Annotated in this window: 25 protein-coding genes and 1 pseudogene; 9 read left to right on the top strand and 17 right to left on the bottom strand. The window is 65.3% G+C overall.

The window, feature by feature from the left end:
• Positions 1 to 34 precede the first annotated feature (34 nt).
• The 4 genes from ACX80G_RS01080 to ACX80G_RS01065 all read right to left on the bottom strand — a co-directional run bounded on the left by ACX80G_RS01080 (position 35) and on the right by ACX80G_RS01065 (position 5,686).
• Positions 35 to 1,798: an acetyl/propionyl/methylcrotonyl-CoA carboxylase subunit alpha gene (locus tag ACX80G_RS01080; protein WP_459305122.1), complete on the bottom strand. Its 1,764-nt coding sequence runs from the start codon at positions 1,796 to 1,798 to the stop codon at positions 35 to 37.
• Between the two features lie 5 nt (positions 1,799 to 1,803).
• Positions 1,804 to 3,579, bottom strand: coding sequence for a 5-oxoprolinase subunit B/C family protein (locus ACX80G_RS01075; RefSeq protein WP_459305121.1), 1,776 nt, complete (start codon positions 3,577 to 3,579; stop codon positions 1,804 to 1,806).
• Complete coding sequence (locus tag ACX80G_RS01070) at positions 3,576 to 4,334, bottom strand: LamB/YcsF family protein (protein ID WP_459305120.1); 759 nt, start codon at positions 4,332 to 4,334, stop codon at positions 3,576 to 3,578. Before ACX80G_RS01070 ends, ACX80G_RS01075 begins: the two co-directional genes overlap by 4 nt.
• Before the next feature lie 107 nt (positions 4,335 to 4,441).
• Positions 4,442 to 5,686 carry an MFS transporter gene (locus tag ACX80G_RS01065; protein WP_459305119.1) on the bottom strand — a complete coding sequence of 415 codons (1,245 nt, stop codon included), beginning with the start codon at positions 5,684 to 5,686 and terminating at the stop codon, positions 4,442 to 4,444.
• A gap of 186 nt (positions 5,687 to 5,872) precedes the next feature.
• Here ACX80G_RS01065 and ACX80G_RS01060 point away from each other — a divergent pair, with 186 nt between their 5' ends.
• Positions 5,873 to 7,132 (top strand): MFS transporter, encoded by a 1,260-nt coding sequence (locus ACX80G_RS01060; protein WP_459305118.1) that lies wholly within the window; start codon positions 5,873 to 5,875, stop codon positions 7,130 to 7,132.
• Here the strand turns inward: ACX80G_RS01060 and ACX80G_RS01055 are convergent.
• The 7 genes from ACX80G_RS01055 to ACX80G_RS01025 form a co-directional block, all read right to left on the bottom strand.
• A complete protein-coding gene (locus ACX80G_RS01055; RefSeq protein WP_459305117.1) occupies positions 7,113 to 8,015 on the bottom strand; it encodes a putative Ig domain-containing protein in 903 nt (300 codons plus the stop codon). The two genes, ACX80G_RS01060 and ACX80G_RS01055, sit on opposite strands and share 20 nt — an antisense overlap.
• A gap of 134 nt (positions 8,016 to 8,149) precedes the next feature.
• Entirely contained in the window at positions 8,150 to 9,604 is a 1,455-nt protein-coding gene (locus ACX80G_RS01050; protein ID WP_459305116.1) for an HNH endonuclease, read from the bottom strand.
• Between the two features lie 173 nt (positions 9,605 to 9,777).
• Complete coding sequence (locus ACX80G_RS01045) at positions 9,778 to 11,022, bottom strand: metal-dependent hydrolase family protein (RefSeq protein WP_459305115.1); 1,245 nt, start codon at positions 11,020 to 11,022, stop codon at positions 9,778 to 9,780.
• 53 nt (positions 11,023 to 11,075) lie between these two features.
• On the bottom strand, positions 11,076 to 11,405 hold the full coding sequence (locus ACX80G_RS01040; RefSeq protein WP_459305114.1) for a type II toxin-antitoxin system PemK/MazF family toxin: 330 nt from the start codon (positions 11,403 to 11,405) through the stop codon (positions 11,076 to 11,078).
• Complete coding sequence (locus ACX80G_RS01035; protein WP_459305113.1) at positions 11,402 to 11,626, bottom strand: antitoxin MazE family protein; 225 nt, start codon at positions 11,624 to 11,626, stop codon at positions 11,402 to 11,404. Before ACX80G_RS01035 ends, ACX80G_RS01040 begins: the two co-directional genes overlap by 4 nt.
• A 77-nt stretch (positions 11,627 to 11,703) precedes the next feature.
• The gene (locus ACX80G_RS01030; RefSeq protein WP_459305112.1) at positions 11,704 to 12,099 is read right to left on the bottom strand and encodes a type II toxin-antitoxin system VapC family toxin; all 396 of its coding nucleotides are present in this window, start codon (positions 12,097 to 12,099) and stop codon (positions 11,704 to 11,706) included.
• A gap of 202 nt (positions 12,100 to 12,301) precedes the next feature.
• Positions 12,302 to 12,664, bottom strand: coding sequence for a hypothetical protein (locus tag ACX80G_RS01025; RefSeq protein WP_459305111.1), 363 nt, complete (start codon positions 12,662 to 12,664; stop codon positions 12,302 to 12,304).
• Positions 12,665 to 12,707: 43 nt separating this feature from the next.
• On the opposite strand from ACX80G_RS01025, the gene ACX80G_RS01020 reads away from it, so the two are divergent.
• Positions 12,708 to 13,082 carry a glycosyltransferase gene (locus ACX80G_RS01020; protein WP_459305110.1) on the top strand — a complete coding sequence of 125 codons (375 nt, stop codon included), beginning with the start codon at positions 12,708 to 12,710 and terminating at the stop codon, positions 13,080 to 13,082.
• Positions 13,083 to 13,322: 240 nt separating this feature from the next.
• Here ACX80G_RS01020 and ACX80G_RS01015 read toward each other — a convergent pair whose 3' ends face one another.
• From ACX80G_RS01015 to ACX80G_RS01005, 3 genes are all read right to left on the bottom strand, one after another.
• Positions 13,323 to 13,700, bottom strand: coding sequence for a type II toxin-antitoxin system VapC family toxin (locus ACX80G_RS01015; RefSeq protein WP_459305109.1), 378 nt, complete (start codon positions 13,698 to 13,700; stop codon positions 13,323 to 13,325).
• A complete protein-coding gene (locus tag ACX80G_RS01010) occupies positions 13,697 to 13,945 on the bottom strand; it encodes a type II toxin-antitoxin system Phd/YefM family antitoxin (RefSeq protein WP_459305108.1) in 249 nt (82 codons plus the stop codon). Before ACX80G_RS01010 ends, ACX80G_RS01015 begins: the two co-directional genes overlap by 4 nt.
• A 153-nt stretch (positions 13,946 to 14,098) precedes the next feature.
• Positions 14,099 to 15,379 (bottom strand): class I SAM-dependent methyltransferase, encoded by a 1,281-nt coding sequence (locus ACX80G_RS01005; protein ID WP_459305107.1) that lies wholly within the window; start codon positions 15,377 to 15,379, stop codon positions 14,099 to 14,101.
• 123 nt (positions 15,380 to 15,502) lie between these two features.
• On the opposite strand from ACX80G_RS01005, the pseudogene ACX80G_RS01000 reads away from it, so the two are divergent.
• Positions 15,503 to 15,671: pseudogene (locus ACX80G_RS01000) on the top strand (LacI family DNA-binding transcriptional regulator); the annotation flags it as partial.
• Positions 15,672 to 15,859: 188 nt separating this feature from the next.
• Here the strand turns inward: ACX80G_RS01000 and ACX80G_RS00995 are convergent.
• A complete protein-coding gene (locus ACX80G_RS00995; RefSeq protein WP_459305106.1) occupies positions 15,860 to 16,765 on the bottom strand; it encodes a hypothetical protein in 906 nt (301 codons plus the stop codon).
• A 387-nt stretch (positions 16,766 to 17,152) separates the two neighbouring features.
• On the opposite strand from ACX80G_RS00995, the gene ACX80G_RS00990 reads away from it, so the two are divergent.
• Together ACX80G_RS00990 and ACX80G_RS00985 are read left to right on the top strand one after the other, a co-directional pair.
• Positions 17,153 to 17,338 (top strand): hypothetical protein, encoded by a 186-nt coding sequence (locus ACX80G_RS00990; protein WP_459305105.1) that lies wholly within the window; start codon positions 17,153 to 17,155, stop codon positions 17,336 to 17,338.
• Positions 17,339 to 17,518: 180 nt separating this feature from the next.
• Positions 17,519 to 18,502: a threonine ammonia-lyase gene (locus tag ACX80G_RS00985; RefSeq protein WP_459305104.1), complete on the top strand. Its 984-nt coding sequence runs from the start codon at positions 17,519 to 17,521 to the stop codon at positions 18,500 to 18,502.
• 296 nt (positions 18,503 to 18,798) lie between these two features.
• On the opposite strand, the gene ACX80G_RS00980 is transcribed toward ACX80G_RS00985, so the two are convergent.
• A complete protein-coding gene (locus ACX80G_RS00980; protein ID WP_459305103.1) occupies positions 18,799 to 19,224 on the bottom strand; it encodes a GlcG/HbpS family heme-binding protein in 426 nt (141 codons plus the stop codon).
• A gap of 245 nt (positions 19,225 to 19,469) precedes the next feature.
• Here ACX80G_RS00980 and ACX80G_RS00975 point away from each other — a divergent pair, with 245 nt between their 5' ends.
• The 4 genes from ACX80G_RS00975 to dhaK all read left to right on the top strand — a co-directional run bounded on the left by ACX80G_RS00975 (position 19,470) and on the right by dhaK (position 22,823).
• A complete protein-coding gene (locus ACX80G_RS00975) occupies positions 19,470 to 20,330 on the top strand; it encodes a class II fructose-bisphosphate aldolase (RefSeq protein ID WP_459305102.1) in 861 nt (286 codons plus the stop codon).
• A gap of 6 nt (positions 20,331 to 20,336) precedes the next feature.
• Positions 20,337 to 21,131, top strand: coding sequence for an HAD-IA family hydrolase (locus tag ACX80G_RS00970; RefSeq protein ID WP_459305101.1), 795 nt, complete (start codon positions 20,337 to 20,339; stop codon positions 21,129 to 21,131).
• A complete protein-coding gene (gene dhaL, locus ACX80G_RS00965; RefSeq protein WP_459305100.1) occupies positions 21,128 to 21,766 on the top strand; it encodes a dihydroxyacetone kinase subunit DhaL in 639 nt (212 codons plus the stop codon). The genes ACX80G_RS00970 and dhaL overlap by 4 nt, the downstream gene beginning before the upstream one ends.
• 61 nt (positions 21,767 to 21,827) lie before the next feature.
• Positions 21,828 to 22,823, top strand: a complete 996-nt coding sequence (gene dhaK / locus ACX80G_RS00960; protein ID WP_459305099.1) for a dihydroxyacetone kinase subunit DhaK — start codon at positions 21,828 to 21,830, stop codon at positions 22,821 to 22,823.
• Positions 22,824 to 22,834: 11 nt separating this feature from the next.
• On the opposite strand, the gene ACX80G_RS00955 is transcribed toward dhaK, so the two are convergent.
• Positions 22,835 to 24,760 carry a LuxR C-terminal-related transcriptional regulator gene (locus ACX80G_RS00955; protein WP_459305098.1) on the bottom strand — a complete coding sequence of 642 codons (1,926 nt, stop codon included), beginning with the start codon at positions 24,758 to 24,760 and terminating at the stop codon, positions 22,835 to 22,837.
• Between the last annotated feature and the right edge of the window lie 105 nt (positions 24,761 to 24,865).

Here is a 24,865-nt window from a genome sequence, read left to right as displayed (position 1 = left end):
CGTCATTTTCGTTCCCCCTTGTCATCAACAGATGTTAGCCGACCGTACTCAGAACATTGCCCAGTACCTCACCACGGGCGACGGCGGTACCCGGCTCCTGCCGGCCGCGGCTGAATGTCCCGGCTGCCGCGGCGAGCACCTCGGTTTCCATCTTCATCGCCTCCAGCACGGCGACCGGCTGGCCCCCGGTGATTGTGGCGCCGTCGTCGGCCAGCCACTTCACCAGGGTGCCGCCCATCGAGGCGGTGATGACGCCGTTGTCGTCGTTCGTGTCTGCGGATTGCGCGACGGCGGCTCCCGAGGTTCCATTGCCGTTGCCGCTGCCGTTCATCAGCGCGGCGAAGACCTCGGCTGGGAGGCCCAGCTGGACCGCCTTGCCGTCGATCTCCACGGTGAGGGTTTCCCGCCGGGCAACTGGGCCCGCGGTCCCACTCGACAGTGCGGCGTCGAGCCGGCCGGCGAAGGCATTCTCAATCCACGTGGTGTACACGCCGAGCCGTTCCGGGTTGGTGAAGTCCGGGTCCCGCACCACAGCACGGTGGAAGGGGATCACCGTGGGGAGGCCTTCGATCCTCAGCTCATCCAGGGCGGCGCGCGCACGGCGGAGGGCCTGCGGGCGGTCTTCGCCGTGGACGATGAGTTTAGCCATCAGGGAGTCGTACTCGGCGGGTACGCTGGAGCCGGAGCGCACCCCGGTGTCGACGCGGATGCCCGCGCCGGTGGGAGCCTCGAACACGTCGATCGGGCCCGGGGAGGGCAGGAACCCGCGGCCGGCGTCCTCGGCGTTGAGCCGGAACTCGATCGCGTGGCCCTGCGGCGCCGGGTCCTCGGTGATGCTGACGGGCAGGCCCGCGGCGATGCGGAACTGTTCACGGACCAGGTCGATGCCCGACGTCGCCTCGGTCACCGGGTGCTCCACCTGCAGGCGGGTGTTGACCTCCAGGAAGGAGATCACGCCGTCGGGCGCCACCAAGTACTCGACGGTGCCCGCGTTGGTGTAGCCGGCCTCGCGGCAGATGGCGCGGGCCGACTCGTGGATGCGGGTGCGCTGGTCATCGGTCAGGAACGGGGCCGGGGCCTCCTCCACCAGCTTCTGGTTGCGCCGCTGCAGGGAGCAGTCGCGGGTGCCGACGACGACGACGTTCCCGTGCGTGTCGGCGAGGACCTGAGCCTCGACGTGGCGAGGCTTGTCGAGGAACCGTTCCACGAAGCACTCGCCACGCCCGAACGCGACCGTCGCTTCGCGGACCGCCGAGTCGAACGCGTCGTCGATGTCTTCCATCCGGTGGGCGATCCGCATGCCGCGCCCGCCGCCGCCGTAGGCCGCCTTGATGGCGACCGGAACACCGTACTGTTCGGCGAACGCGCGGACCTCCTCGGCGCTGGCGACCGGCCCATCGGATCCGGGGACCAACGGGGCTCCGACCTTCACGGCGATCTCGCGGGCGGTGACCTTGTTGCCGAGGCTGCGGATCGCTGCCGGGGACGGGCCGATCCAGGTGAGCCCCGCGTTTTGCACGGCCGCCGCGAAGTCGGCGTTCTCGGAGAGGAACCCGTAACCGGGGTGTACGGCGTCGACCCCGGCCTTCGCTGCGATGTCGAGCAGCTTGTCCATGTTGAGGTACGTGTCGGCGCTGGCCGATCCGTACAGCGCGTAAGCCTCGTCGCAGAGGCGGACGTGGAGGGCATCGGCGTCGGGCTCGGAGTACACGGCCACCGAGGTCAGCTCCACATCCGAGCAGGCGCGGGCGATGCGGACGGCGATCTCCCCGCGGTTGGCGATCAGGACCTTCTTCATGGCAGCTACTTTCGCGAGCTTCGGGTGGTGATCGGGTGCTGTTTCAGGGGCTGCAGCGTTTCGGGGTCGACGGCCTCGAACCGCAGCGGGGTCCCGGGCGGCAGTTGGGCGGCGATGGGCAGGTCCTCGGGAACGACGACGCCGATCACCGGATACCCGCCAGTCACCGGATGGTCGGCGAGGAACAGCACCGGCAGGCCCGACGGCGGCACCTGCAGCGAGCCGGCGACGACCCCTTCGCTGGGGAGTTCGCCGTGATTCGTGCGTTCCAGCGGCTTGCTGGTCCCGTGCGATTCGGTGCCGCGGGCTGAAGCGCCGGTCTCTCCGGTCTTTCCCGTTTTTCCGGTGTCCGACGGTTCGCCGATGGTGAGGCGAACCCCGATCCGGTTCGATTCGGCGCTGACGGTCCAGGTTTGATCGGCCAGTGCAGTCTGGGATTTCTCGGTGAACCAGTCGTGGCGGGGACCGGTAGTGATGCGCAGGACTACCGGTTCGCGTGCCTTTGATCCGACGCCGCCCAGCCCGACGCCGCCCAGCCGGACGGCGCCCAGCTGGATGGCGTCGGGAAGCGTTGAGGTTTCCGGTGCGCCGACCGTGCGGCCCTGATCGACCGCCCCGATCGGCAGCACAGTTCCTGCTGCGAGGGGATCCGGTCCAATCCCCGACATCACATCGGTTGACCGGCTGCCCAACACTTCTGGCACGTCGATGCCGCCGCGAATGGCCAGATAGGTGCGCAGCCCGGCGTCGGGCTGGTCGAGTCGGAGGGTTTCGCCGTCGTGCAGGGCGAACGGTGAGCACATTGGCGCGGTGCGGATGCTGTCACTGCCGCTGATCTCGGCGGGGGTGATGGCCCCGGCCAGGGCGAGGGTGAGTTCGCCGTGGGCTTTGACGGTGAGGCCGCCGACGATGGTCTCAATCACCGCATCGCCCGGCACGTTCCCGACCAGCCGGTTGGCTTGCCGGGCGCTCGCGGTGTCGGCGGCGCCGGCTTTGGAGACTCCGACGTCGCCGAGGCCCGGCCGGCCCAGGTCCTGGATCAGTGACTGCAGACCGGGGGCGAGAATTTCAAGGGACATGCCGGGCTGATTCACCGTCCCCAGGCCCGGATGGGTATCCGGCGCCGTCGCGTCCACCTGGTCTGTCACCGTCACGGTGTCCCGCACTGCCACGTACTGGACGGCAGTGCCCGGGCGGAGAAGGGCAGGCTGGTCCCGCCCCAAATCCCAGAGCCGGGAGGAGGTCCGCCCGATCAGCTGCCAGCCGCCGGGGGAGCGACGCGGGTAGACGGCCGAGAAGTTGCCCGCCAGGGCCACTGCTCCGGCGGGGACTGCGGTGCGCGGCGACGTCCGTCGGGGGACGGTGAGGGATTCGTTCTCCCCGACCAGGTAGGCGAACCCCGGAGCGAAACCCCCAAACGCTGCAGTCCACAACTGGCCGGTGTGCGCAGCGATGACGCCGTCGGGGTCGAGGCCGGTGAGGCGGCCCACCTCGGCGAGGTCTTCGCCGTCGTACACCACCTCTATCCGCACCGGGTCGCCGGTCGCCGCGGTGTCGGCGGCGGGCGACGTGTCCAGGCTTGCGACGGTGGTCCATGCGGCGCGGGCGGCGGCGCCGGAATCGAAGACGGCCAGCACGGTCTGCGCGGCGGCGAGGACGTCGACCTGCCCGCGGAGCCGGTGCCGTTGCAGGTGGGCGTGCACCGCGAGGACCGAGTCCAGCGATTCCAACTGGATCAGGAGGGCACGCGGCCCGGCCCAGCGGATTCCGGGAGGGTTCACACGAAGCTCCGGATCCCGACGCTGGCTGCTTCGAGATCGCGGCGGACGGCAGCGGCCATGGACACGGCGCCGGTGGTGTCGCCGTGGAGGCAGATGCTTTCGGCGGACGTTTTGATGGTTGACCCGTCGCGGGCGATGATCGTGCCTTCGGTGGCGAGGCGGACCATGTTGGCGGCGACCTGGTGTTCATCGTGGAGGACGGCGCCGGGTTCGCGGCGGGAGACCAGGGTGCCGTCGGGGTTGTAGGCGCGGTCGGCGAACGCTTCGGCGACGCCGCGGAGGCCGGCCTTCTCGGCTTTGGCTAGCGCTACGGAGCCGGGGAGGAGCATCAGTGGGAGGTCGCCGCCGAACGCCTTGACGGCGTCGACCACTGCCTGGGCCTGCACCTCGTGGCTGACGATGGTGTTGTAGAGGGCGCCGTGGGGTTTGACGTACTTGATGGTGCCGCCGGCCGCCCGGGAGACCGCGTCGAGTGCGCCGAGTTGGTAGAGGACGTCGTCGGCCAGTTCGGTGGGGGAGCAGTCGAGGAAGCGGCGGCCGAACCCGGCCAGGTCCCGGTACCCGACGTGTGCGCCGATGGTCACGTTCGCGGCGACGGCGTCCCGGCAGGTCTGCGCGATGGTCGAGGGATCACCGGCGTGAAACCCGCACGCCACGTTGGCGCTGGAGACGGAGCGGAAGATGGCGGCGTCGTCGCCGATGGTCCAGTTACCGAACGATTCGCCGACGTCGCTGTTGAGGTCGATGTACACCATTGTGATCCTCGTCTCTCCTGTGTGGTTCTTCTAGGATGCACGAGTTTGCAGGATTGTTCAACAATTTGGCGTCAGGCGGGTCTTTCAGGCGCCACGACTCACGTGGGCTACGACGCGGTGGTGCTCTGTAGCCGCTTTTCGAGCTGGAACGCGACGAGCGCCGTCGCCGCCCCGGCCGCGGCGACCACTGCCGCAAGACTCCAGCCGACGCCGTCGGGAAAGTGGGTGAAGATGAACCCGAAGACCAGGGGGCCAAGAGTAGCCCCAAGGTAGGTGCCAATCTGGGTGATGCCGGTGGCGCGGGTGGTGTGCGGGTGGGAGGCGCGCGAGACCACGAAGTGCACCAGACCGTTCCAGCCCCAGCCCAGTCCGAACGCGATAATACTCCCGATACCATAGGCCACCGGGTGCCCGGAAGCCATGCCGATGAGGCCTACACAGCCGGTGCCCATCATGATGGCGACGGTTGCCATGGAGCCGCCGATGCCGCGGTCGGCGGCGATGCCGACCAGCGGCCGGGCGAGGATTCCCGCAACGCTTGCGGCGGCTAGCAGCAGCCCTGCGGTCGCTGCGTTGTACCCGGCGCCGACGGCCGAGGCCACCGTGAAGGAGCCCACCACGTTGGCCTGCGCCGATCCGAGCCCGCTGGCGACAGCGGTCATGAGGAGGAACGGTCGTAGTTCGCGGGGTAGCCGTGTCCTTACAGCTTTAGGTCTTGGCGCCCGTTTGTCTTTTGGTGCGCATTTGTCGCTCGGTGCGCGGCGTGGCAATGACCGCACCAGTGCCGGGACGAACAGGATGGCCAGTGCCGCGGCAATGGCGAAGGTCCACTGCCACCCGATGGTGAGGGCAATCAGGGGAACGGATAGCCCGGCGGCCAGAGTGGCTGCAGGGATGGCCGCCTGTTTGAGCCCAAACGCGAACGCCCGATTCCGAGTGTCCACCTGGTCCACGATCAGGCCGTTGGAGAGCGGCTGGCACAGCGCGTTGGCCGCTCCGGCGAACGTCAACCAGAGAATGAGCCAGGGCCAGCCGGGGGTGAGGAAGGCGATCCCTACCAGCGAGATCAGGCCCAGACACACTCCTAGCGGCATGCCTCGCCTCAGCCCAAGGGTGGTGGCGACGACGCCGGCGGACGCCGACAGAAGTGCCGAGACGCCCCAAAACACACCTACGACCACGCCCAGCGCGGACGGCGTCATCCGTAGGTCGGCCTCCAACTGGACGGCCAGACCGCCGATCAGGAACACCGGGAGTACGCCGACGACGGTGGTGAGTGCGGCCATGGCGGTCGCGAGGCGGCCGGGTCGACGTCGGGTAGGCGTTGAGGTTTCTAGCTGGGCGGTTGTCACGCCCTCAGCCTAGCCGGGGCCCACGCCGCCCCGTGCCCGGGTGTCTGCCTGCTCGCGGAGATCGATCTGGATACGGTACCTCGGTTCTCCACCTCGCCGAAAAGTTAGGTGTGGCGATTCAGAGGGCGTGGAAGTCGCCAGACTTCGCTCCTCGGCGCAAGCGTCGTTCCCGGCTACGCTCTTCCCATGACCAGCAGTGCGCATCAGAATCGCCAATCGACCTACCCTGCGGTTGACGTCGTCCAGGTCCAGCGGCGCACGGTCTGGGTGCTGATTGTGGGGCAGGTCCTCGGCGGAATCGGTATTGGGTCTACGGTATCCATCGGGGCGGTGATGGCTGCCAACATTTCCGGGTCGGACGCGCTCTCCGGTATGGCGACGACGTTGAGCACCCTGGGCGCTGCGGCGAGTGCCATTCCGCTGGCCCGGCTCGCTCAACGACTGGGCCGACGTCGCGCACTGACTACTGGTGCGCTTGTCGCTGCGACGGGATCGGTGGTCGCTATCGTCGCCGCCGCTCTGAGTTCGTTCCCGCTGCTGTTGCTCGCTTTCGCCTTCCTCGGCGTGGGTACCGCGGTGAATCTTCAGGCCAGATTCGCTGCCACCGACCTGGCGAGTCCGCAGCATCGGGGGCGTGACCTGTCTCTGGTGGTCTGGTTCACCACGGTCGGTGCGGTGCTGGGCCCCAATCTGATCGGGCCCGGCGAGGCGATTGCGTCGACGCTGCAGATGCCCTCGCTCACGGGGTCATTCCTGATCGCCGTGTTCGCCCAGCTGGCCGCGGCGACGGTCTACCTCGTGGCGCTACGTCCCGACCCCTATCTGTTGAGTAAGTCCAACGTCACCCAGAATGCGAATGCGGCACTCCCGGGCGCCATCCGCGGGCGGGAGTCGCTGGTGTTTGCCATTGGCGCGATTGCCATCAGCCACGCGGTGATGGTGTCGGTGATGTCGATGACGCCGGTACACCTGATCAATCATGGGGTCACGTTGACCATTATTGGTCTGACGATCAGTCTGCACATTGCAGGGATGTTCGCGCTGTCGCCGGTGTTCGGGTGGCTCAGTGACAGGGTGGGCCGGGTGCCGACCATCCTGATGGGACAAGGCCTGTTCGCGGTGTCGCTGCCGATCGTCGCCTTGGGCGAGGATGATCCGGTCCTGGTGACCGTGGGGCTGGTGTTCCTCGGTCTGGGCTGGAGCGCGTCGACCGTCGCGGGATCGGCGCTGGTGGCGGACCTGGTGACCGGTGCGGCCCGCACCCGGATACAAGGCCGGACCGACCTCATCATGAACCTTGCTGGCGCGGTCGGGGGAGCGACGGCGGGCGTCGCACTGGTGCTCATCGGCTATGCCGGGTTGGCTTGGGCAGCCAGCGGACTGGTGCTGGTGGTTGTGGTGGGTTCGCTCGCCGTCAAGTCCGGGGCTACGCGGGTAGCACCCTGATGGTGAAGGTTCTCCGCGCTGTTGCGCCGGTGTTGTCCTGAACCTCCACGGTAAACGTGAACGTGCCGGCTTGGGTAGGGGTGCCGATGACCCTGGTCTCCGGCCGGTTCTCCAAGGTATTTCTGACATAGCGCGTCCCATCCGGAACGGTTCCGGTGACGAGCTTGAACCTGAAAATCGAGGGTCCGGGAGGGTCGCTGCACACGATGTAGCCGAGATACACCTGGCCCACTGTGGCATCGGGCATTTGTGCCGGGGTCAGAAAAGTCAGTTGATCTGGGGCGGACACGGTCGCCGAAGCGGTGTTGGAGGCGCCGGATGTGTTCCCCGCGGCGTCGAAGGCGGCCACCGTGTAGGTGTAGGTTCCCCCACCAAGTCCCGAGTCGGTGAAGCTTGTTGCAGTGGTGGTTCCCACCGAGGTGCCGTTGCGGTGCACGCGATAACCGGTCACCCCAGTGGCATCCGAGCTGAGTCCCCAGCTGAGGCTGACTGTGGTGCCGGTAACGGTGGCGGTCAGGTTGGCTGGGACACTCGGGGCGGTAGTGTCAGACGACGGAGGCCGGGTGACGGTGCAGCCCGTCAACGTCCGGGTGGTGACGGTCGCGGAACCGTCCCTCAGATCCAGCGTGCAATCGGCGGGCGCCGTGTAGGGGTCGACGGCGATGCGGAACCTACCCGAGCTGTCACTCCGGCCCATCACAACGTTGTCCACGCTGATGTCCCGGGAGGCGATGGCGGTTCCTTCGATCCGAAGGGCTGATCCCGAGACTTCCGCCCTGATGACGGAAACGGCCGCAAGGGCTGGAGTCGCCGTCAGCATCCCGGGCAACATGACGCCCGCTATGACGGCTGCAATGATTGGACGTTTGCGATCCTCGAACATGCTGTAATCCTCAATCTTGGGCCATTGACCTGACGAAAGAAGACCGTTCCCTAGGACGGAATCCGTATCCCGAAATATACGCCCGATCATCTTTGGGTTCAATGGAAGGCCCAACTGCCGCACCCGCAGTCGCTTCAGAGGACCGGCTCCGGTCCGGGTATGGGCCAAGTTCCGGGTAGGGGTGGTGCGGTGGAGTTGTAGGTGTGGCCGGTGGGGGTGGTGATACGGAAGGTGTGCCGAGACCCTGTGCCTGTGCCTGAGTCGGGTCCGGGGCGTGGTTGTGCTGTCCAGCCGGGTTGTTCTTTGGTGTGGTTGCATGCCTCGCAGAGCCCCGCCGAATTCGGAATGGAGGTGGGTCCGCCGCGGTGCCAGGGGATGATGTGGTCGTAGTGGCGGATCGGCGCGTCACAGTACGGGGTGCGGCAGGTATCGTCCCGGACGGTGATGAACCGGCGTTGCGCCCGGGTGAAAAGCCGGGCTTTCGAATCCATGCCGACCAGCTCCCCGGTGCCCGGCGCGGTGTAGAGGCGACGCACCCACACGTCGAAGGCGGGACGCCCCGTCTCAAAGGCTTCAGCAGGTTCAGCGGATTCACCCGGGTTCAGGAGCTGCCGTGCCCAGGAGGAGGGGAGGATGCCGTAGCCGGGGATCCTGGCGGGTTCGCTATCGCCTTGGAGGAGGGCCCGGTCGGTGATGATGACCTGCAGTTCGACCCGGGACACACCACCGGGGGTCCCGGTGATCCGTTCGATCAGGGTGTCGGCCATCAGCTGACCCCTAGACCGGGTGTCCCCGCCCGCCCGGGCGGTATCGGCGTGCCGGGTCAACGCCGCGTAGGCCGCGACGGCGTTCTTCACGGGTAACAACGCGGTCAGGTACGCCATGGTGTCCGGTGCCGGCCGGATACTCACGAACCGTTCGCTGGTGGCGTGGGCGGCCCGGTTCACCACCGAGTGTGGATCCCGGCGGTACGCGGCAGCCCGAGCCGCCGTGATGATCGTTTTGTCTCCGCACCCGGTGAACGTCCCCGCATCGGGGTGGAGTTCCTCATCGACCGCGGACCGGTCGGCACTGGTAAGGCACGCGGTTTCCTTCACCAGCAGGGTCGCCCGCCACTCATTGAGCTGGCCGGTCTCCAGGGCCGCCAACGTGTGCGGCATCTCCGTCACCAGTGCCCGGGCTAATCCGAGCAGCCGGCTGCCGCGGGACGGGGACTCCCGCCGCGCCAACGCGACCTGCGCGCCAACACTGTTGCCCTGCTCCGTCGCGGGTACCCCGGCGTCGGCCTGAGCAGCACGTTCGGAAACGTCGAAGGCGACAGCGATCCGGGCCTGCACCCCCGCAATCGCGGATTTGAGATCCTCCAAGCCACGGAGCTGATCAATCAACCCCGCGGAGGTCATAGCCGGCCTCAGTGCCTTCAAAGCGTCGAGCAACACCCGGGTCCCACCATCAGCGACAGAACCAACCCCCGGAACACGGTAGGACCCCGGAACAGTGCTGGACCCGGCGCTAAATGCTCCACGCTGAGCCGTCCCCGGGAGGGGAAATCCCTTCCGAATCAACACTGGAGCTGCGCTTCCGTCCATACCTCAATTGTCCCAAACCGCCCCGACATTTCGGGGACTGACCGCCCTATGTGGACAAATCTCTCGAACCAATATTCGAATTAAGGAGACGCCCGGAGTGAGGCGTCAGACGAAGTCGGTTCCGTCCAGGTACCTCGGCCTCAGCAACCAGGGTGATCATGCCGAGGGAAGGGTCACGCCGTCGGAAACTGCAGTACGCCACCCTGATAAACCTGCCCGATCATGGATCGCAAACCAACCAACTGCCCCGCCGATTCCAGCAGGCCAGTGAGCACGACGACGTCGGCCAGGTGCCCCTGTACCAACCGGCCCACCGAGCCGACCGGCGTGATGAGTTCACCCGGCACCGACGTGGAAGCCGCCAGGACCTGATCAAGGGTCATGCCGGCGTCGGCCATCAGAGCGAGCTCCTCCAGGTTGTCGCCGTGCGCGCCGACCCCGGCGTCGGTGCCCATGCCGACCTTGACGCCGGCGGCGATGGCTCGGGCGACCGACCGGCGGTGGTCCTCCGCTACCCGTTGGGCCTTATCGATGACCTGCTGGGACAGGCCGCTGGTGCCGGATTCGCCCTTGCGGATCACGGCCAGCGGAGCCGAAAGGGTGGGAACCAGGTAAGCCTTGGTGTCCAGGAACAGTTGGATTGCCTCGTCGGTGAGGTAAATGCCGTGCTCGATGGTGCGCACTCCCGCCCGCAGCGCATTGATGATCCCGGCGGTGCCCTGCGCATGGGCCATCACGTACTTGCCCTGCATTTCAGCTTCCTCGACGACGACGGCGATCTCCGCGGGGGTGAACTGGGAGTGCCTCGGGTCGGTGGTCGGCGAAAGCACGCCGCCGGTGGAGCAGATCTTGATCTGGTCGGCGCCGGCCCGCAAGAGGGTGCGAGTGACCTTGCGGACCTCATCGGCGCCGTCGGCAATCCCGCTCGGTCGACCGGGATGAGGGCCAAAATCGGGGGAGTCGAGCCCCGAGGGGTGCCACAGATCGCCGTGCCCGCCGGTCTGGGACATGATGCTGACGGCGATGCGGAGCCGTGAACCCTTGACGAGTCCGGTCTCGACCGCCACTTTCGCGCCCAGGTCGGCGCCGCCAGCGTCGCGCACCGTGGTGACGCCGGCGCGCAGGGTGGCCTCGAGGTTCCGCACGGATTCGTAGAACTGCAGGGAGTAGGGCTCGACCATCGCCTGGATGGAGCCAGGGGTGGAGGTCATGACGTGAACGTGCAGGTCGATCAGACCGGGCAGGACAGTGCGACCAGCACAATCCACCACCGTGGCATCCGCATGAGCCCCGGCCAGGCCGGCGTCGCGGCCCACTGCTTCGATCATTCCGTCGCGGATGACGACGTCGGTTTGGCCGGGGAGGAAGCGTTCGCCGTCGAACACGTGGCCGTTCCTCAAAACTGTCGCAAGCGTCATTGCTGCCTTTCGCGGGTTGTGGTGACCTGGTTCACCTTACTAGCGCAATCCGTTCACCCGGCGAGCCCGAGAAACACCAGCAGACCCCGATCGAGTCTCGTCAGATCAGCATCGCTCAGCCGGCCGAGGTGATCACCCACGTTTGCTCGCGGCATGGTGACTACCTTGTCGATCATGATCTGGCTCGGTTGCTCAATCCCGTTACCGGCAGCAGGGTCCACGGAAATACGAATCAGTGGGGCCTCGATCGGATGGGTTGTTAGTGGGCACACGGTCACCGATGCTGTCGCGTCGAACCGATCGTCTTGAATGACTATCACCGGCCTTGGCTTGCCGGTGTAGGCGCCTCGAGCTGCGGCGATGACGACGTCGCCGCGTTTCATGCGTGAGGGTCCGCCTCAATGTCCCAGTCGGCAGTAACAGCGTCGACAAACGCCTGGTCCTTGGCTTCTTCCTCGCTCGCGGCCATGAGGAGCGACTGGCGATGCGCTTCTGCAGCAAATTCCAGTGATCGAACATCGGGCACCCACAGCTGAAGGGGTCGAAGCCCCTGTTCTCGCAACCGCTGTCGGTGTTCACGAACCCGATCACGCATCTCTGCCATAGATGAATGTTACATGTAACATTCTTCTATGGCAGAGATGCAACCTGCGTGATGGCCTCTTCGCCGCACTGCGGTGATTAACTGCCGGGCGATACTACGGAGAGTCCCGCGTCGACCGCAGCTGCCAATAGCTCGCCGTCGTAAGCGACCAGCAGGTCCGTCTGCAGCCGAAGCGCCACTGCCAGGTGAATCGCATCTGCGCTGCGCAGCCCACCGGACAACGCGGTCGAGAACATCGGGTCCGACCGTGTGCAGTCCGCGAGCGTGATTCCGCTGAGAACCATGTTGATCACGGTGGAAGGGATGCCCCGACGTCGCCGGGCCGCACAGTGGAGCTCGGTGTAAAGCAGCATCGAAGAGACGAGCTGGTCGCCCGCCTGGGCCGCTGTGGTGAGGAACTCGGCCAGGGCGCCGGACTCCCTTTCGTCGACGATCAATTTGAGTGCGGCCGATGTATCGACGTAGACGATCACCGGTCTCCCCGCAGATCGGCCAGGATTTCAGTGGTGTTCCCACCTGAGGTCCGGGGTATCAGACGGAAATCCACGCCGCCGTCGATGGCGGGCCTGGCCTTGCCTGAAAGGAGCAACTGCTCAAGTGGTGAAGCCGATGGCGCTCGCACTTACCCAATTCCCGGGAGTCATCATGGCATCGGTTCTTGTGTGTTCCAGTCCACTAGTCGGCCACGTCACACCGATGCTCGCGGTCGCCGCGGGCCTCGTTGACCGTAGGCACGATGTCCGGTTCCTCACAGGTCGGCGATTCGAGGATCGGGTGACCGGAACAGGCACCACGTTCATCGGATTGCCGCCGGAGACGGACTTCGACGACAGCGCACTTGACGAATTCTTCCCCGGCCGCGCAGGTCTCAAAGGCCCCAAAGGGATCAGGTACGACCTCAAGGAAATCTTCATGCGCCCCGGACGCGCACAATACCAGACCTTCTTTATGGACTGGCCCCGCGCTGCCGACCACCTCGTCCAGTTCACTGTTCCCGAGTTCGAGTACCCATGCTCCGACCTGCCGGCCAGCGTGCATTTCGTGGGTCCGTGTGTCCAGGGGTGGCAGGCTCGTGGGGGCTATGGGGACGGCGGAGCTCCCCGAATGGTGGGACGAGCTCGACGCCGGCCGCCCGCTGGTCCATGTCACCCAGGGCACTGTTGCCAATCGGGATTTTAGCGACCTGGTCCGCCCGACCATCGATGGCCTGGCTGACGACGACGTCCTCGTCGTCGTCAGCACCGGCGGACGCCCAGCGGGCTCACTCGACGGTCCGCTACCTGCAAACGTTCGAGTCTCCTCCTACCTGCCCTACGACGAACTCCTGCCGAAGACCGACGTTCTGGTGACCAACGGCGGATACGGTGGGGTGCACTTTGCGTTGCGCCACGGCGTGCCGTTGGTGGTTGCGGGTGAAACTGAGGAAAAAACTGAGGTGTCGGCCCGCGTTGCCTAATCTGGCACTGGAATTAACCTGCGCACAAATCGCGCCAAGCCTGCGGCCGTCGCCGTCGCCGTCGCCGTCCGCACCGTCCTCTCCGTTCCCTCATACCGGGAGGCCAGTCGGCGGATCGGCGCTTCGATCCGGGCATCGAGGGGCTGGTGGACCTGGTCGAAAGTGTGTACGGCGCTGGTCGACGGCCCGCGGGGCAATAGGAAGCTAGGACGGTCCATCAGCACCACTGGCATCGCGGTGTCAGAGGGGCCGCACCTCGACGACAGACTCAAGTCCGCTGAAGTCCGTGATGTTGCGCGTGTACAGGATCGCATTATGGGTCATTGCCGTGGCGGCGATGAGCAGGTCGAAGCTGCGCGCTTGGGGCTTCCTGCCCGATTCTGCGACCAGGTGAGATATCAACCCGTAGTTCCGGGCCACCTCGCTGTCGACTGGTAAGGCAGAAAACCGGCTCTCAATTGCAGCAAGCCGGCGGAGGCGTAGTGCGCGTTGCGCTTCGGTGGCAACCAATACGCCGTAGTGAAGTTCGGCGAGGCTGATCGTGCTGATACCGATTTCCTCGGGGACAGCCCGTACATCATTGGCAATCAGCAGGTTTGTGTCAAAGATGGCTTTCACTGCTGGGTCCATGGGTCGCGAGGCGGCTGATCAAATGCTCGCAGATCGTCTGCCCATTCCGGATCGGTCGGGGAGGAGAAGAGGTCTTGTACTTCGCTGAATCGATGCCAGGATCGCTCTGCTATTGGGCTAAGCACCGCGGCGTCCCGCCCGGATACGGTAATGGTCATCGTCTCACCAGCCTCGGCTCTCTTGATGACATCGCTGGCATGCTGGCGAAGTTCTTTCAGGCCAATATGTTTCATCAAACCACGGTAGCACTTGTGCTACTCATGCGGTAGGCGTCGCAGGGAATTGGTCCCGCAGAAACCCATCCGTTCTGAGTCCACCGAGGACCAGTACACCTGGGGTCTTCAGTGCTCGGGCACGGCGCCCCCCCATCGTGGGGGCGCGACGGGTCAGATGGTCCGCCGCGACGGCGGCTCGGCCCCGCCGGGTCGCTGCACCAGCACCTGGTTCACACCGGTCAGCCCGTTCTCGAACCCCAGTGCGCTGGTCGCCATATAGAGGCGCCACACCCGGGCCCGGCCCTCGCTGGTCAGGCCCACCGCTTCCTCCCAATGATCCTCAAGGTTTTGCACCCACGCCCGCAGGGTGAGCGCGTAGTGTCGGCGCAACGCTTCGACGTCGAGCACCTCGAACCTGGCCGATTCCAGCGCGCCGAGCATCACGGTGAGGCTGAGCATCTCGCCGTCGGGAAAGACATATTTCGGGATGAACGAATCGGGGTCCGGGCGCATGGTGTCCCCGGCATTCCATGAAATGGCGTGGTTGAGCAGCCGGCCGCCGGGGGCCAGCAGGCCGAACAGGTGGCTCGCGTACGCGGCGATCTGGTCGCGTCCGACGTGCTCGGACATCCCGATGGAACTGATTGCGTGGTACGGGCCGTCGTCGACGTCGCGATAGTCCTGCACACGGATCTGCACGCGCTCGCTGAGCCCGGCGTGGGCCACCCGTTTGCGGGCGCGCTCCGCCTGTTCGGTGGACAGGGTGACGCCGACGACGTCGGCCCCGTAGCGTTCCGCCGCGTGCAGGGCGAAACTGCCCCAACCGCACCCCACATCCAGCACCCGCATGCCGGCTTGTAGCCCGAGTTTCCGGCAGACCAGATCAAGTTTCGCCTCCTGCGCCGCGTCCAGACCGGTATCGGGGGAGTCCCAGACCGCGCAGGAATACACCATTGACGGGCCGAGGACGAGCGCGTAGAAATCGTTGCCGACGTCGTAATGGTGGGAGATGGCGGCGGCGTCGCGCCTCTTCGAATGTTTCCGGCCCGCCCGGTCGATGGTGATTTCCTCGGGCGGGGGAGCAGGGTTGAGACCGATGGCGCCCAGCCGGACGGCTGTGGTGAGCAGTTTTGCCCGCTCGCGGAGCGTTGGCGGGCTGAAGGGTTCGAGTTCGGCGAACTTCCCGACGGCGCTGAGGGCGGTGAAACTTTCGTAGAGGTCGCCGGGGGCGTCGATATCCCCGGCCACGTAGGCCCGGCTCAGGCCCAGCATGCCGGGGGACCAGAGCATGCGACGCAGCGCCCGTCGGGAACGGAATTCGATCACCGGAGCGGTCGGCGGGCCCGCCTCCGACCCGTCCCAGGCCCGGAGTCGGAGCGGAATTTCCTCGGTCCCCAGAACGATCCCGAGCGCCTCGGCCAACAATGCGGCGGCTCCCTGTGCTTTGCTCATAGCCATGTTTACTCCGGTTTCGGCTTCAGGGCCAGAGGCGTGCGTCACGAACCCAGGGGCCCGGCGACGGAGAGAGCCGTCAGGATGGCGGAAGACAGGGATCAAGGTCCGAAGGGATGCTAAATGGCGGGGATCACCAGTGCCGACGTGGCTCGTGAGAGTGGCGTCTCGCGCACCACGGTCAGCTATGTCCTGACCGGGCGCGAAGGCGTGAGCATTTCCGAGGAGACCGGCGGCGCGTCTGGGGTACGCGCCATCCGCCGCTGCGCGGGCGTTGAAGACCGGGCGCAGTGACCTGGTGCTGTGCATCCTTCCCGACTGGCCGATCGGACCCGTGATTGAAACTCTCATGGACCACCTCGCCGACGAAATGGCCGAGCGGGGGCTGTCGGTACTGGTGCGGACGATTCAGTCAAGGCCACGACATGGGTCGGGCAAAAGTTTCCTGGCCGCCCGAGGTTCTTGCCAGTCATGAAAAGCTCAGGTCCGGGACACCAAAAGGTGTGAGGAACGCTTGGGATCAGGCCTGGCACTGAGTCCTGCTGCACGGGCTTGTTCAAGACACCAGACGGAAACGCTGGCACCCAGCAGTGTTCTGAGAGACCCGATGTGCTTGACCCGTGGGGTTGCCGCCGAACCAAACAGGGCATGACTCACGGCTCCGTTAGGCGAAATTTTTGGGTCCGTCAGGGCCGCGTTCCACGCCCGCCCCAGGCCGTGGAGCACGGCGTGCGGTTCGTCGCCGACACCCTTCAGGTGCTCATCCAGATGGGTCATCATGACCTGGATTTCGGTGATCTTCGGTGCCTTGAGAGGCTCATTGGGTACGGTCGCCTTCTTCGACGTAGTCATTTCGCCGGGGATAGGAGTGTCCGCAACGAGGACGGGCGACGCCTGACCGGAAAGCAACTGTTCTGCGATCAGACGGGCCAGTTCACCGTGAAGGTCTGCGAGCTGCAGATGGATGTCAACAATTCGTTGCGCCCTATCTCCTGCGTGGTTGACCGGCCGGACGGTGAGCTTCCGTCGCACCGTTCGGGAGACCGCACAGCGGAACAGAACTGCGAGAGAATCCGCGAGATTGATGAGCGTCGCGGGGTCGGCAATGATCAGCGGAACGGGAATTTTTCGGTCCTCCCGCAGGAATTTCGCAAGATCGTCCAGGGAGCTGTGCGCCCGCCCGAACCGGAGGCGCTCGCGGGTGGTGTTCGGGTTGATTTGTGCGGCGTAGACGCATTGCTGGAGATTGACTTGAATGGCGTCAATAGACGGGAAAAAGCCGGGCTGCACGGCACCTCGAAGGACCGCACGTACTGCGTCGAGTTGCCGAGCCACTTGTTCGATTGGGTTGGCTACTTCCGAGCCATCCGCCAGGATCCAGGGCATCCCGGTGTCCTTCACCGCGACGACCGGCGATTGGAAGCCTTTCCACTCCGAAATAGTGAAGTCGCCCCGCCCTCGTGTTGTAGAACAACCAGTCCACTTCGGCGACCGGCTTCCCAGCCGCGTCCACCCTGCAGTTGCTGAAACCCCAGACGGAGTCGTCCAACAGTTGGGCCAGCCTGGTGACGTCGGCCGGCGCAGGCCGGTTCGCGGCGGTGTTGGTTGACGGGAAATGCAACAACTGCTGTTCTCCTGCGGCGCGGGACCCAGACGCTGATTGCCGACCGGCGCCCCACCACCGGTGAACATTCGCGCTGATGCGCTACGTAATCATCACGGGTTAGATGCCGTCACCGCAAGTGCCTGCGTCACAGCACCTCGCTCACTCTGTTGACCACCAATAAGATGTCGAGGATTCCCAGCACCCAGGACAGGGTGTTCCTCGAGTTGCGTCGGGTCACCCCGTCGCACCGCCATCAGCGCGACGCCGCCCCGCACCCGCACCCGGCGGCCGACGGCGGAGCGCCCTCCTTCTTCTCCCGTTTGGCCCTGGCCCCAGTCGGAAGCTCCAGATGACCAGGGCAATTCCCGCAACGAAGAGCCCACTGCGCGCCAGCCGGGAATTGAAAGAAGCCAGCCACTGTCGCGAGAAACACCACGATTCGGTCGACGCGCATCCTGCCGGGCGCCAACATCAGCCACAGCTGGCTGATCGGTGACAGGGGCTGGTGGAACGAGACAACGTAGGATCCACCTATGGATAATGCTCGCGCCAGCACCGCCACCCTGCTAGTTACCCTCAACGACATCAGGGCCGCAGCCGAGCGGATCCAGGACCTAGTGTTGCGCACGCCGATCGTCGCGCTCCCGCACCCGGACCGACCGTCCGACGTCCTCCACCTGAAGGCCGAATCCCTGCAGCCGACGGGTGCCTTCAAGCTCCGCGGTGCCTACAACACCATCTCCCAGGTGCTCGATGAGTCCCGCGACCGCGGCATCATCGCCCAGTCCTCGGGCAACCACGCGCGCGCTGTCGCCTGGCTCGCCAAACGGCTCGACCTGCACGCCGTCATCGTCATGCCCGACGCCGCCCCGGCCACCAAGATCGCCGCCGTCCGGGCACTGGGAGCCGAGGTGGTGCTGGTGCCGGCATCGGAGCGGGACAGCCGGACGCTTGAGCTCGCTGCCGAACACGGCTACGTCGAGGTGCCGCCCTACGACGACCTCCGCATCATCGCCGGCCAAGGCACCGTTGGGCTCGAGCTCATCGAGCAACTGCCCGACGTCGACGTCGTCCTCGTCCCCATTTCCGGCGGCGGACTGATCTCCGGGATTGCCACCGCCATCAAGTCGCTACGCCCGGAGGTCCAGGTGATCGGTGTTGAACCCGAACTCGCGGCTGACGCCGCGGAAAGCCTGCGCGAGCAGCGCAGGATCACCTGGGACACCACACTCACCTACCGCACGGTGGCGGACGGGCTGCGGACACCGGCCCTCGGCGTGCACCCGTGGGAGCACATCAGACGGTACGTCGACGACGTCGTCACCGTCTCCGAAGAGCAGATCCTCACCGCGGTGCGCCACATTGCTGTGGAGGGCCGCCTCGTCGCCGAACCGTCGGGCGCCGTCGCCACCGCAGCGTGGATGCATGACCTGGCGCCTCGCGGTGCCACCGTCGCGGCGATCGTCTCGGGCGGCTCCGTCGACCCCGCCCTGATGGCGCGGGTCATGGCCGGCTAAATATTGGCTTGGACTTGGGCATTCGTGTCCCGGACCATCGAACGCGCCTCGGCAGACGGTACTGCTCCGGAAAAGTGCAGGCAATGCATGCAGTGCATGCACTTTCGGCGGCCGGTGTGCATGCACTGCATGCATTGCATGCACACTTTGGTTGGCAGTAGTCCTCCAGACGCTAGTCATTCTCCCCGTCACCCCCTGCGGCCTACCTATGCCGCGGGTCGAGTCTTCCCCTTGCCGGGCGGCGCAGGAATCAAGACACCGCTACTTCGGCGAACGCAGCTACCCGGAGAATGCAGCTACCCGGCGAACGCAGCAACGCCCGCTTCGGCTACCTGCTGATCCTGTTCGATCGATCCCGTAGAGACGCCGATAGCACCGACGATGCTCCCGTCCCGCACCAGCGGAATGCCGCCGGGGAACACCACCAGCCGGCCGCCGTGCGCGTCGTTCAGGCCATAGATCGGACCGTCCGGCCGGGTCATCCCCTGCAGGTCGCCCGTCTCGCACTGGAAGGCGATGGCCGTGTACGCCTTATTGATCGCGATGGTGATGCTGCCGATATTGGCCCCGTCCATCCGGACGTGTGCCTTCAGATTGCCGCCGGCGTCGACCACCGCGATGTCCATGGGCTGCCCAATCTCGGTTGCCTTCGCAGCGGCGGCGTCGATCACGCGGCGGGCCTCATTCAGCGTGACGGTTTCCAGTACGGTTCCAGTTGCCATGAGTTTCCTCTTCCTCAATGTCAGTAAGCACAGCTCTGTGCTCAGGACAGCGTTGCTGCCCCGGTCATCCCTGCCAAGACGCGTTCTCGCCCTGTGAGAATGCGTCTGCAGGCTGGATGTGCCCCATAGACGACCGGGGAACCGGGCGTGGTGGTGATTACCCCCATGAGGGGGAGGGTGTTCCCTCATACCCATTCTTGAGGGTTCTCGCCTACCGTGTAAGTCAGCTAACAAGGAGGTTTGACGTGGGTGTTGTGCCCTTGAAGGACATTGTCGATCCGGCATTTTCGGCGCGCTATGGTGTGCCTGCCATTAACGTATTCAACGATCTGACCATGGAGGCGGTGCTCGCCGGCGCGGTGGAGTGCAATTCCCCGGTGATCCTGCAGACCTCAGTGAAGACAGTGCGCAGCATTGGTTCCCGGGTCCTCTTTGAGATGTGGGAGTCATTGACCCGCGGCATCGAGGTACCGGTCACCCTTCACCTCGACCATTGCCCAGACCGTGAGGTAGTCACTGAGTGCCTGAAGGCTGGCTGGAACTCGGTGCTGTTCGACGCTTCAGAGCTCCCGGTTGAAGAAAACCAACGCCAGACCATCGAGGTGGTCCGGGAGGCCCGCAGTTACGGCGCTCAGGTGGAAGGCGAGATCGAAGCAATCACCGGCGTCGAGGACGACCACGGCTCCGACGAAGTGTCCAAGCAGCAGAGTCTCGAGACGGCGCTGAACTTCATCGACGCTACTGGGATCGATGTTTTCGCTCCATCCATTGGCAACGCCCACGGCACGTACAAGGCCGCGCCTGTGCTGGACGTCAACCGGGTCACCGAAATTGTTGAAGCTCGTTCCATTCCCATCGCCCTGCACGGCGGTAGCGGGCTCAGCCCTGCACAGTTCCAGGACCTGATTGCCCGCGGCTGCGCCAAGGTGAACATCTCCACGGCGTTGAAGGAAACGTTCATGCAATCCAGCCTGACCTTCCTGAAGCAGGCCGAACACAACAACAAATGGGATCCGCCGTCGCTGTTCAAGCACACCCGCGGCGACGTGATCGACATGGTCAAGGTGCTGGCCGAGCAGTTCGGCAGCGCCGGGAAGGGCAGGTAGCCGCCCATGCCCACCCTGATCTTTGACTGCGACGGCGTGCTCGCCGACACCGAACAGTTTGGCCACCTCCCGGCCTTCAACCGTACATTCGAGGAATTCTCGGTACCCGTGCACTGGAGCGTCGATGACTACGCCGAGAAGGTGAAGATCGGCGGCGGTAAGGAACGTATGCGCAGCATCCTCACCGACGAGGTGAGCACCAAGTTGGGACTGCTCGACGACGCCGCGAAGGACGAATCGATCCTCGCCTGGCACAAACGCAAAACCGCCATCTACACGGATCTGGTGGACGGCGGTGTCATGCCGGCGCGGCATGGAATTGCCCGGTTGGTGCAGGAAGCGCACGACGCCGGCTGGGGCCTCGCGGTTGCCTCCACCTCCGCGGAGCCCGCAGTTCGCGCGGTGCTGACGCACGCCGTCGGGGGAGAACTCGCGGCAGGCTTCGCCGTCTTCGCCGGGGACGTGGTGCCACGCAAGAAACCGGCGCCAGACATTTACCTGCTGGCCCTGAAGGACCTCGGCCTCAGCACCGACGACGCCGTGGTGGTCGAGGACAGCTCGAACGGACTCCGCGCGGCAGTCGCCGCGGGCCTGCGCACTGTTGTCACAGTCAGCAGTTTCACGCGCTCCGAAGATTTCACCGGAGCGGCCCTGGTGGTCAGTTCGTTGGGAGATCCCGGCGAGCACGCCGAAGTGCTGGCCAACCCCCTCGGCGTTGAGGTAGCCGACGTCGTCTCCCTCACCACCCTGCGCCAGTTACTGGATTCACCGTCCGCCACAACCCATCCGGAGGCATCATGACATCCACCGACCTTGAGAACGTCGAATTTGTGGTCCGCTCCATCGCGCAGACGGCTGTGGATAAGGAGCAGGAATTTGGTGACCTTGACGCCGTCGTCGGCGACGGCGACCTGGGCTATTCACTGGCTCGCGGTTTCGAGAAAGTCCTGGCCGACTGGGACACCTTCAAACGCGATGACCCTGCCACTTTTCTGCAGCAGATTGCGCTGGCCATCTCGAGCCGTATTGGCGGGACCTCGGGCCCGCTCTGGGGGACAGCCTTCCTCAGGGCCTCGGCGGCGGCGAAGGCGTCGGGAATCATGGACGGCGCCACAGTCGTCGCCATGCTGCGCGGTGCGACCGATGGCATCAAAGCGCGTGGAAGCGCCGAGCTGGGGGACAAGACCCTCCTCGACGCGATCGTCCCAGCGACCGACGAGCTTGAACGCGAACTCGGCAAGGGAACCGACGCCGCCGGCTGTCTGAAGGTCTTCTGCGACACCGCCCGGGCCGCAGCCGATGCCACCAGCACCCTGGAAGCCAGGCGCGGACGGGCCAGCTATAGCGGAAAAAGAAGCATCGGCTCGCCCGACGCCGGCGCGGTGGCTGTAGCCATCATGATCGAACGACTCACCTCCGAATGGGCGGCACGCTAGCCCCTTCAGCGACCTGCTATCCAATCTGACCTTCAATTCAACACAACGATGTGGAGCCCCCATGAAAAAGTTCGTCAATGATCCCAAGCAGTTTGTTCCAGAAATGCTCGAGGGCCTGGCCCTGGCCAACCCCGAGACCCTGAAGTATGTGCCGGAATACAACCTCATCATGCGGTCGGACAGCCCCAACGAGAATAGGGTGTCGATCGTCCAGGGCTCGGGGTCGGGTCACGAGCCAGCCCACGTGATGGCTGTGGGCCAGGGCATGCTCGACGCCGCCTGCCCAGGCGACGTCTTCGCGGCGCCCCCGTTCGACTATGTGTTCGAAACCACCAAGCTGCTCGCCTCCCCCAAAGGCGTCCTGCTGCTGGTAAACAACTACACCGGCGACAAAATGGTCTTCGACATGGCCCAGGAGATGGCGGCCGCCGAGGGTATCAACGTGAAAACTCTCTTCATCGACGACGACGTGTCGGTGCAGGACTCCACCTACACCATCGGCCGTCGTGGCGTCGCGGGAAACTTCTTCGTGATCAAAGCAGTGGCTGCCGCAGCCGAACGCGGCGCCGATCTCGACGAGGTGATCCGGATCGGAGAGAAAGTGAACTCGGTGACGCGCACCATGGGTGTCGCCCTCACCGCGTGCACGCCGCCAGCCAAGGGAAGTCCGCTTTTCGAACTGGGCGAGGACGAGATCGAGGTCGGCGTGGGCATTCACGGCGAACCCGGCCGGCGTCGGGCCAAGATGATGCCAGCCAACGACATTGTGGATGAAATCCTCGAGCCGGTGGTCAGCGACCTGCCGTTCAAGGACGGCGACCGGGTGGCCCTGATGGTGAACGGCCTCGGCGGCACCCCGATCAGCGAGCTTTACCTGCTGTACGGGCAGGCCCACAAGCAGCTGGCCGCCAAGGGCATCACTGTTGGCCGTAGCTATGTGGGCGAGTACTGCACGTCGCTCGACATGGCGGGTGCGTCAATCACCCTGGTCCGGCTCGACGACGAGATTGAGTCGTTGCTGAGCGATCCCGCCGAGATTGCAATGCGGGTGTTCTAGCCGAATTCTCCTCAGGAGGATTTGGTTCGTAGCTGCGACCCCCGGCGGATGCCGGGGGTCGCAGCTACGTCCGGACCGGAACGGGGGAGCTCGGCGCCGCTCATGCTGACCAGCATGGTGCGGTTGCTGGCACCAGTCTTGCGGAGCAGGGACCCCACGTGTTTCTCGACGGTCTTCGCCGAGATCTGCAGTTCACGCGCGATCTGCTTGTCGGCCATGCCCTTGAGTACCATGTCACGCACCTGGCGCTCGCGCACCGTGAAATTGTCCAGTACGGGGTCTTCCGTGGCGGATGCCATGAGGGAATCGAAAATGTCGCCCTCCACCAGGGCCTGACCCTGGCCAGCTGCGACGATGACCCGCGCAATCGCCTCCCCGCCAGCTTTGCGGTTAATGAATCCCCGCACACCAGCTTGTTTGGCTGACCGTACCTGGTCGACCGTGGGATTATCCGTCAGGACCACGATGGCGGCGTGCGGATCGAGTTTCCGGACCCCCGCAAGTACCCCCGGATCGGTTTCCTGGATCATGTCCAGATCAACCACCAGGACGTCGGGGCGGAGCAGCTCGTAAGCATCCAACAGCTGCCCCGCGGAGCTGACCTCTGCCGCCACCTGGACCGCGGGCTCGCTCAGATGAAGCAGCCTGACCAGGCCAGCACTGATGAGGGGTTTGTCGTTGGCGATCAGTACCTTCCACCGCGGTTGGGGGTGCCCGCCCCGCTCCGGAACCTTGTCAGGCAGGGTAGCCCTGACCTTGGTGCCCCACCCGGGCATCGTATCGATCTGTAGGTCCCCGCCCAGATGGACCGCACGCGAGGTCATCCCATGCAGCCCCAGGCATCCCGAGGGCAGGGCGGAGTGGTCGCCGTGGGTAGTGGCCAGGTCAAACCCCCGCCCGTTGTCTTCCACCAGGACGGCTAGCGAATCGCTTTCATAGACGAGTCCAACCCGCACGCTCGTCGCCCGTGAGTGAGTTACCACGTTGCCCAGCGCCTCCTGGATGATCTTGAACGCCTGATGGGTAATCTCCGGAACCAGTGCGCGGGGGGTTCCGATGACGGTGAGCTGCGTTTCCGCCGCGCTCATCGACTCTGCCCAGGCCAGTTCCGCCGCGACCGCCACGTCGAGGTCCCGGCCCGCGAGCGACGCCGGGCCCATCCCGAGGACTGTGCGGCGTGTTTCCGCCAGGGCGTCATGGGCTATATTCCGGGCGGTTCCGATGTGCAGGGAAGCTGCGGCCTCCAGACTGTCCCGCCGGACCGCTTTGTCAGCATCATCAAGGCTGAGGAGCAGGCTCGCCAGGGACCGGCCGATGGTCTCGTGGACGTCCCGTACTGCTCGTTCCCGTTCCGCCCCGATCGCCGCTTCCTGCTCGCGTTCTGACGCGATGGCGTGCAGTTCGGAATTCTTTAGTGCTATCGCTGCATGGCTGGCGAACAGCTCAGCCAGCGCGGCGTCGTCGGGCGTAAACACCCGTTGCGGATCGGCGCCGAAAATGATGCAGGTGCCGATCACGCGCTCGTCCCACTGGATGGGTACCCCAATCACAGCGCAGTTCCAGCGCGGATCACCGGGGGAAATGTGGCCCTGTGCCACCTCGCTGTAGGTACGAAGGATCACTGTCGAGCGGTCCCGCACCACAAGACCGGTAACGCCTTCCGCCAGTGAGAACGTCTGCCCTTCCTGGCAGCCGACGCCGAAGTCAACCTTCTTGGCGTAGGTTCCGCTCGCTTCATTGACCAGCGAGAGGGAGCCCGATTCGCACCCCAACAGCGTGGCGGCATTCCCCAGGATCCGTTCGAGGAGCGGCTGAAGCTCAAATCGCCCGGCGAGGTCTCGCGCCAGTTCCGCGACAGTGTTCAGCCGCTCTTGCGCGCCATCCACCTGCAGCACGCCGTGAATCAACGGGTCCGGCCCCAGCCGTGAATCGGTCATTCTCGTCCTCTCTGACGAAACGAGCGCCAAACCGTCGTGCAGCCGGACACAAGTACGACGACACCATCGGTTCATGCATTACATCACGATGCGTGCTGGTTATCC

This window comes from Arthrobacter glycogeni, assembly GCF_054510815.1.
The sequence above is the reverse complement of the archived record's forward strand: the minus strand, read 5'-3'. Positions and strand labels throughout refer to the sequence as shown.

What these genes read in the sequence shown, in the direction of transcription:
- ACX80G_RS01080 (WP_459305122.1), bottom strand. Translation starts at nt 1,798, where the DNA reads ATGAAGAAGGTCCTGATCGCCAACCGCGGGGAGATCGCCGTCCGCATC.
- ACX80G_RS01070 (WP_459305120.1), bottom strand. Translation starts at nt 4,334, where the DNA reads ATGGTGTACATCGACCTCAACAGCGACGTCGGCGAATCGTTCGGTAAC.
- ACX80G_RS01060 (WP_459305118.1), top strand. Translation starts at nt 5,873, where the DNA reads ATGACCAGCAGTGCGCATCAGAATCGCCAATCGACCTACCCTGCGGTT.
- ACX80G_RS01055 (WP_459305117.1), bottom strand. Translation starts at nt 8,015, where the DNA reads ATGTTCGAGGATCGCAAACGTCCAATCATTGCAGCCGTCATAGCGGGC.
- ACX80G_RS01050 (WP_459305116.1), bottom strand. Translation starts at nt 9,604, where the DNA reads ATGGACGGAAGCGCAGCTCCAGTGTTGATTCGGAAGGGATTTCCCCTC.
- ACX80G_RS01045 (WP_459305115.1), bottom strand. Translation starts at nt 11,022, where the DNA reads ATGACGCTTGCGACAGTTTTGAGGAACGGCCACGTGTTCGACGGCGAA.
- ACX80G_RS01040 (WP_459305114.1), bottom strand. Translation starts at nt 11,405, where the DNA reads ATGAAACGCGGCGACGTCGTCATCGCCGCAGCTCGAGGCGCCTACACC.
- ACX80G_RS01035 (WP_459305113.1), bottom strand. Translation starts at nt 11,626, where the DNA reads ATGGCAGAGATGCGTGATCGGGTTCGTGAACACCGACAGCGGTTGCGA.
- ACX80G_RS01025 (WP_459305111.1), bottom strand. Translation starts at nt 12,664, where the DNA reads ATGCACGCTGGCCGGCAGGTCGGAGCATGGGTACTCGAACTCGGGAAC.
- ACX80G_RS01020 (WP_459305110.1), top strand. Translation starts at nt 12,708, where the DNA reads ATGGGGACGGCGGAGCTCCCCGAATGGTGGGACGAGCTCGACGCCGGC.
- ACX80G_RS01010 (WP_459305108.1), bottom strand. Translation starts at nt 13,945, where the DNA reads ATGAAACATATTGGCCTGAAAGAACTTCGCCAGCATGCCAGCGATGTC.
- ACX80G_RS01005 (WP_459305107.1), bottom strand. Translation starts at nt 15,379, where the DNA reads ATGAGCAAAGCACAGGGAGCCGCCGCATTGTTGGCCGAGGCGCTCGGG.
- ACX80G_RS00995 (WP_459305106.1), bottom strand. Translation starts at nt 16,765, where the DNA reads ATGCCCTGGATCCTGGCGGATGGCTCGGAAGTAGCCAACCCAATCGAA.
- ACX80G_RS00985 (WP_459305104.1), top strand. Translation starts at nt 17,519, where the DNA reads ATGGATAATGCTCGCGCCAGCACCGCCACCCTGCTAGTTACCCTCAAC.
- ACX80G_RS00980 (WP_459305103.1), bottom strand. Translation starts at nt 19,224, where the DNA reads ATGGCAACTGGAACCGTACTGGAAACCGTCACGCTGAATGAGGCCCGC.
- ACX80G_RS00970 (WP_459305101.1), top strand. Translation starts at nt 20,337, where the DNA reads ATGCCCACCCTGATCTTTGACTGCGACGGCGTGCTCGCCGACACCGAA.
- dhaL (WP_459305100.1), top strand. Translation starts at nt 21,128, where the DNA reads ATGACATCCACCGACCTTGAGAACGTCGAATTTGTGGTCCGCTCCATC.
- dhaK (WP_459305099.1), top strand. Translation starts at nt 21,828, where the DNA reads ATGAAAAAGTTCGTCAATGATCCCAAGCAGTTTGTTCCAGAAATGCTC.
- ACX80G_RS00955 (WP_459305098.1), bottom strand. Translation starts at nt 24,760, where the DNA reads ATGACCGATTCACGGCTGGGGCCGGACCCGTTGATTCACGGCGTGCTG.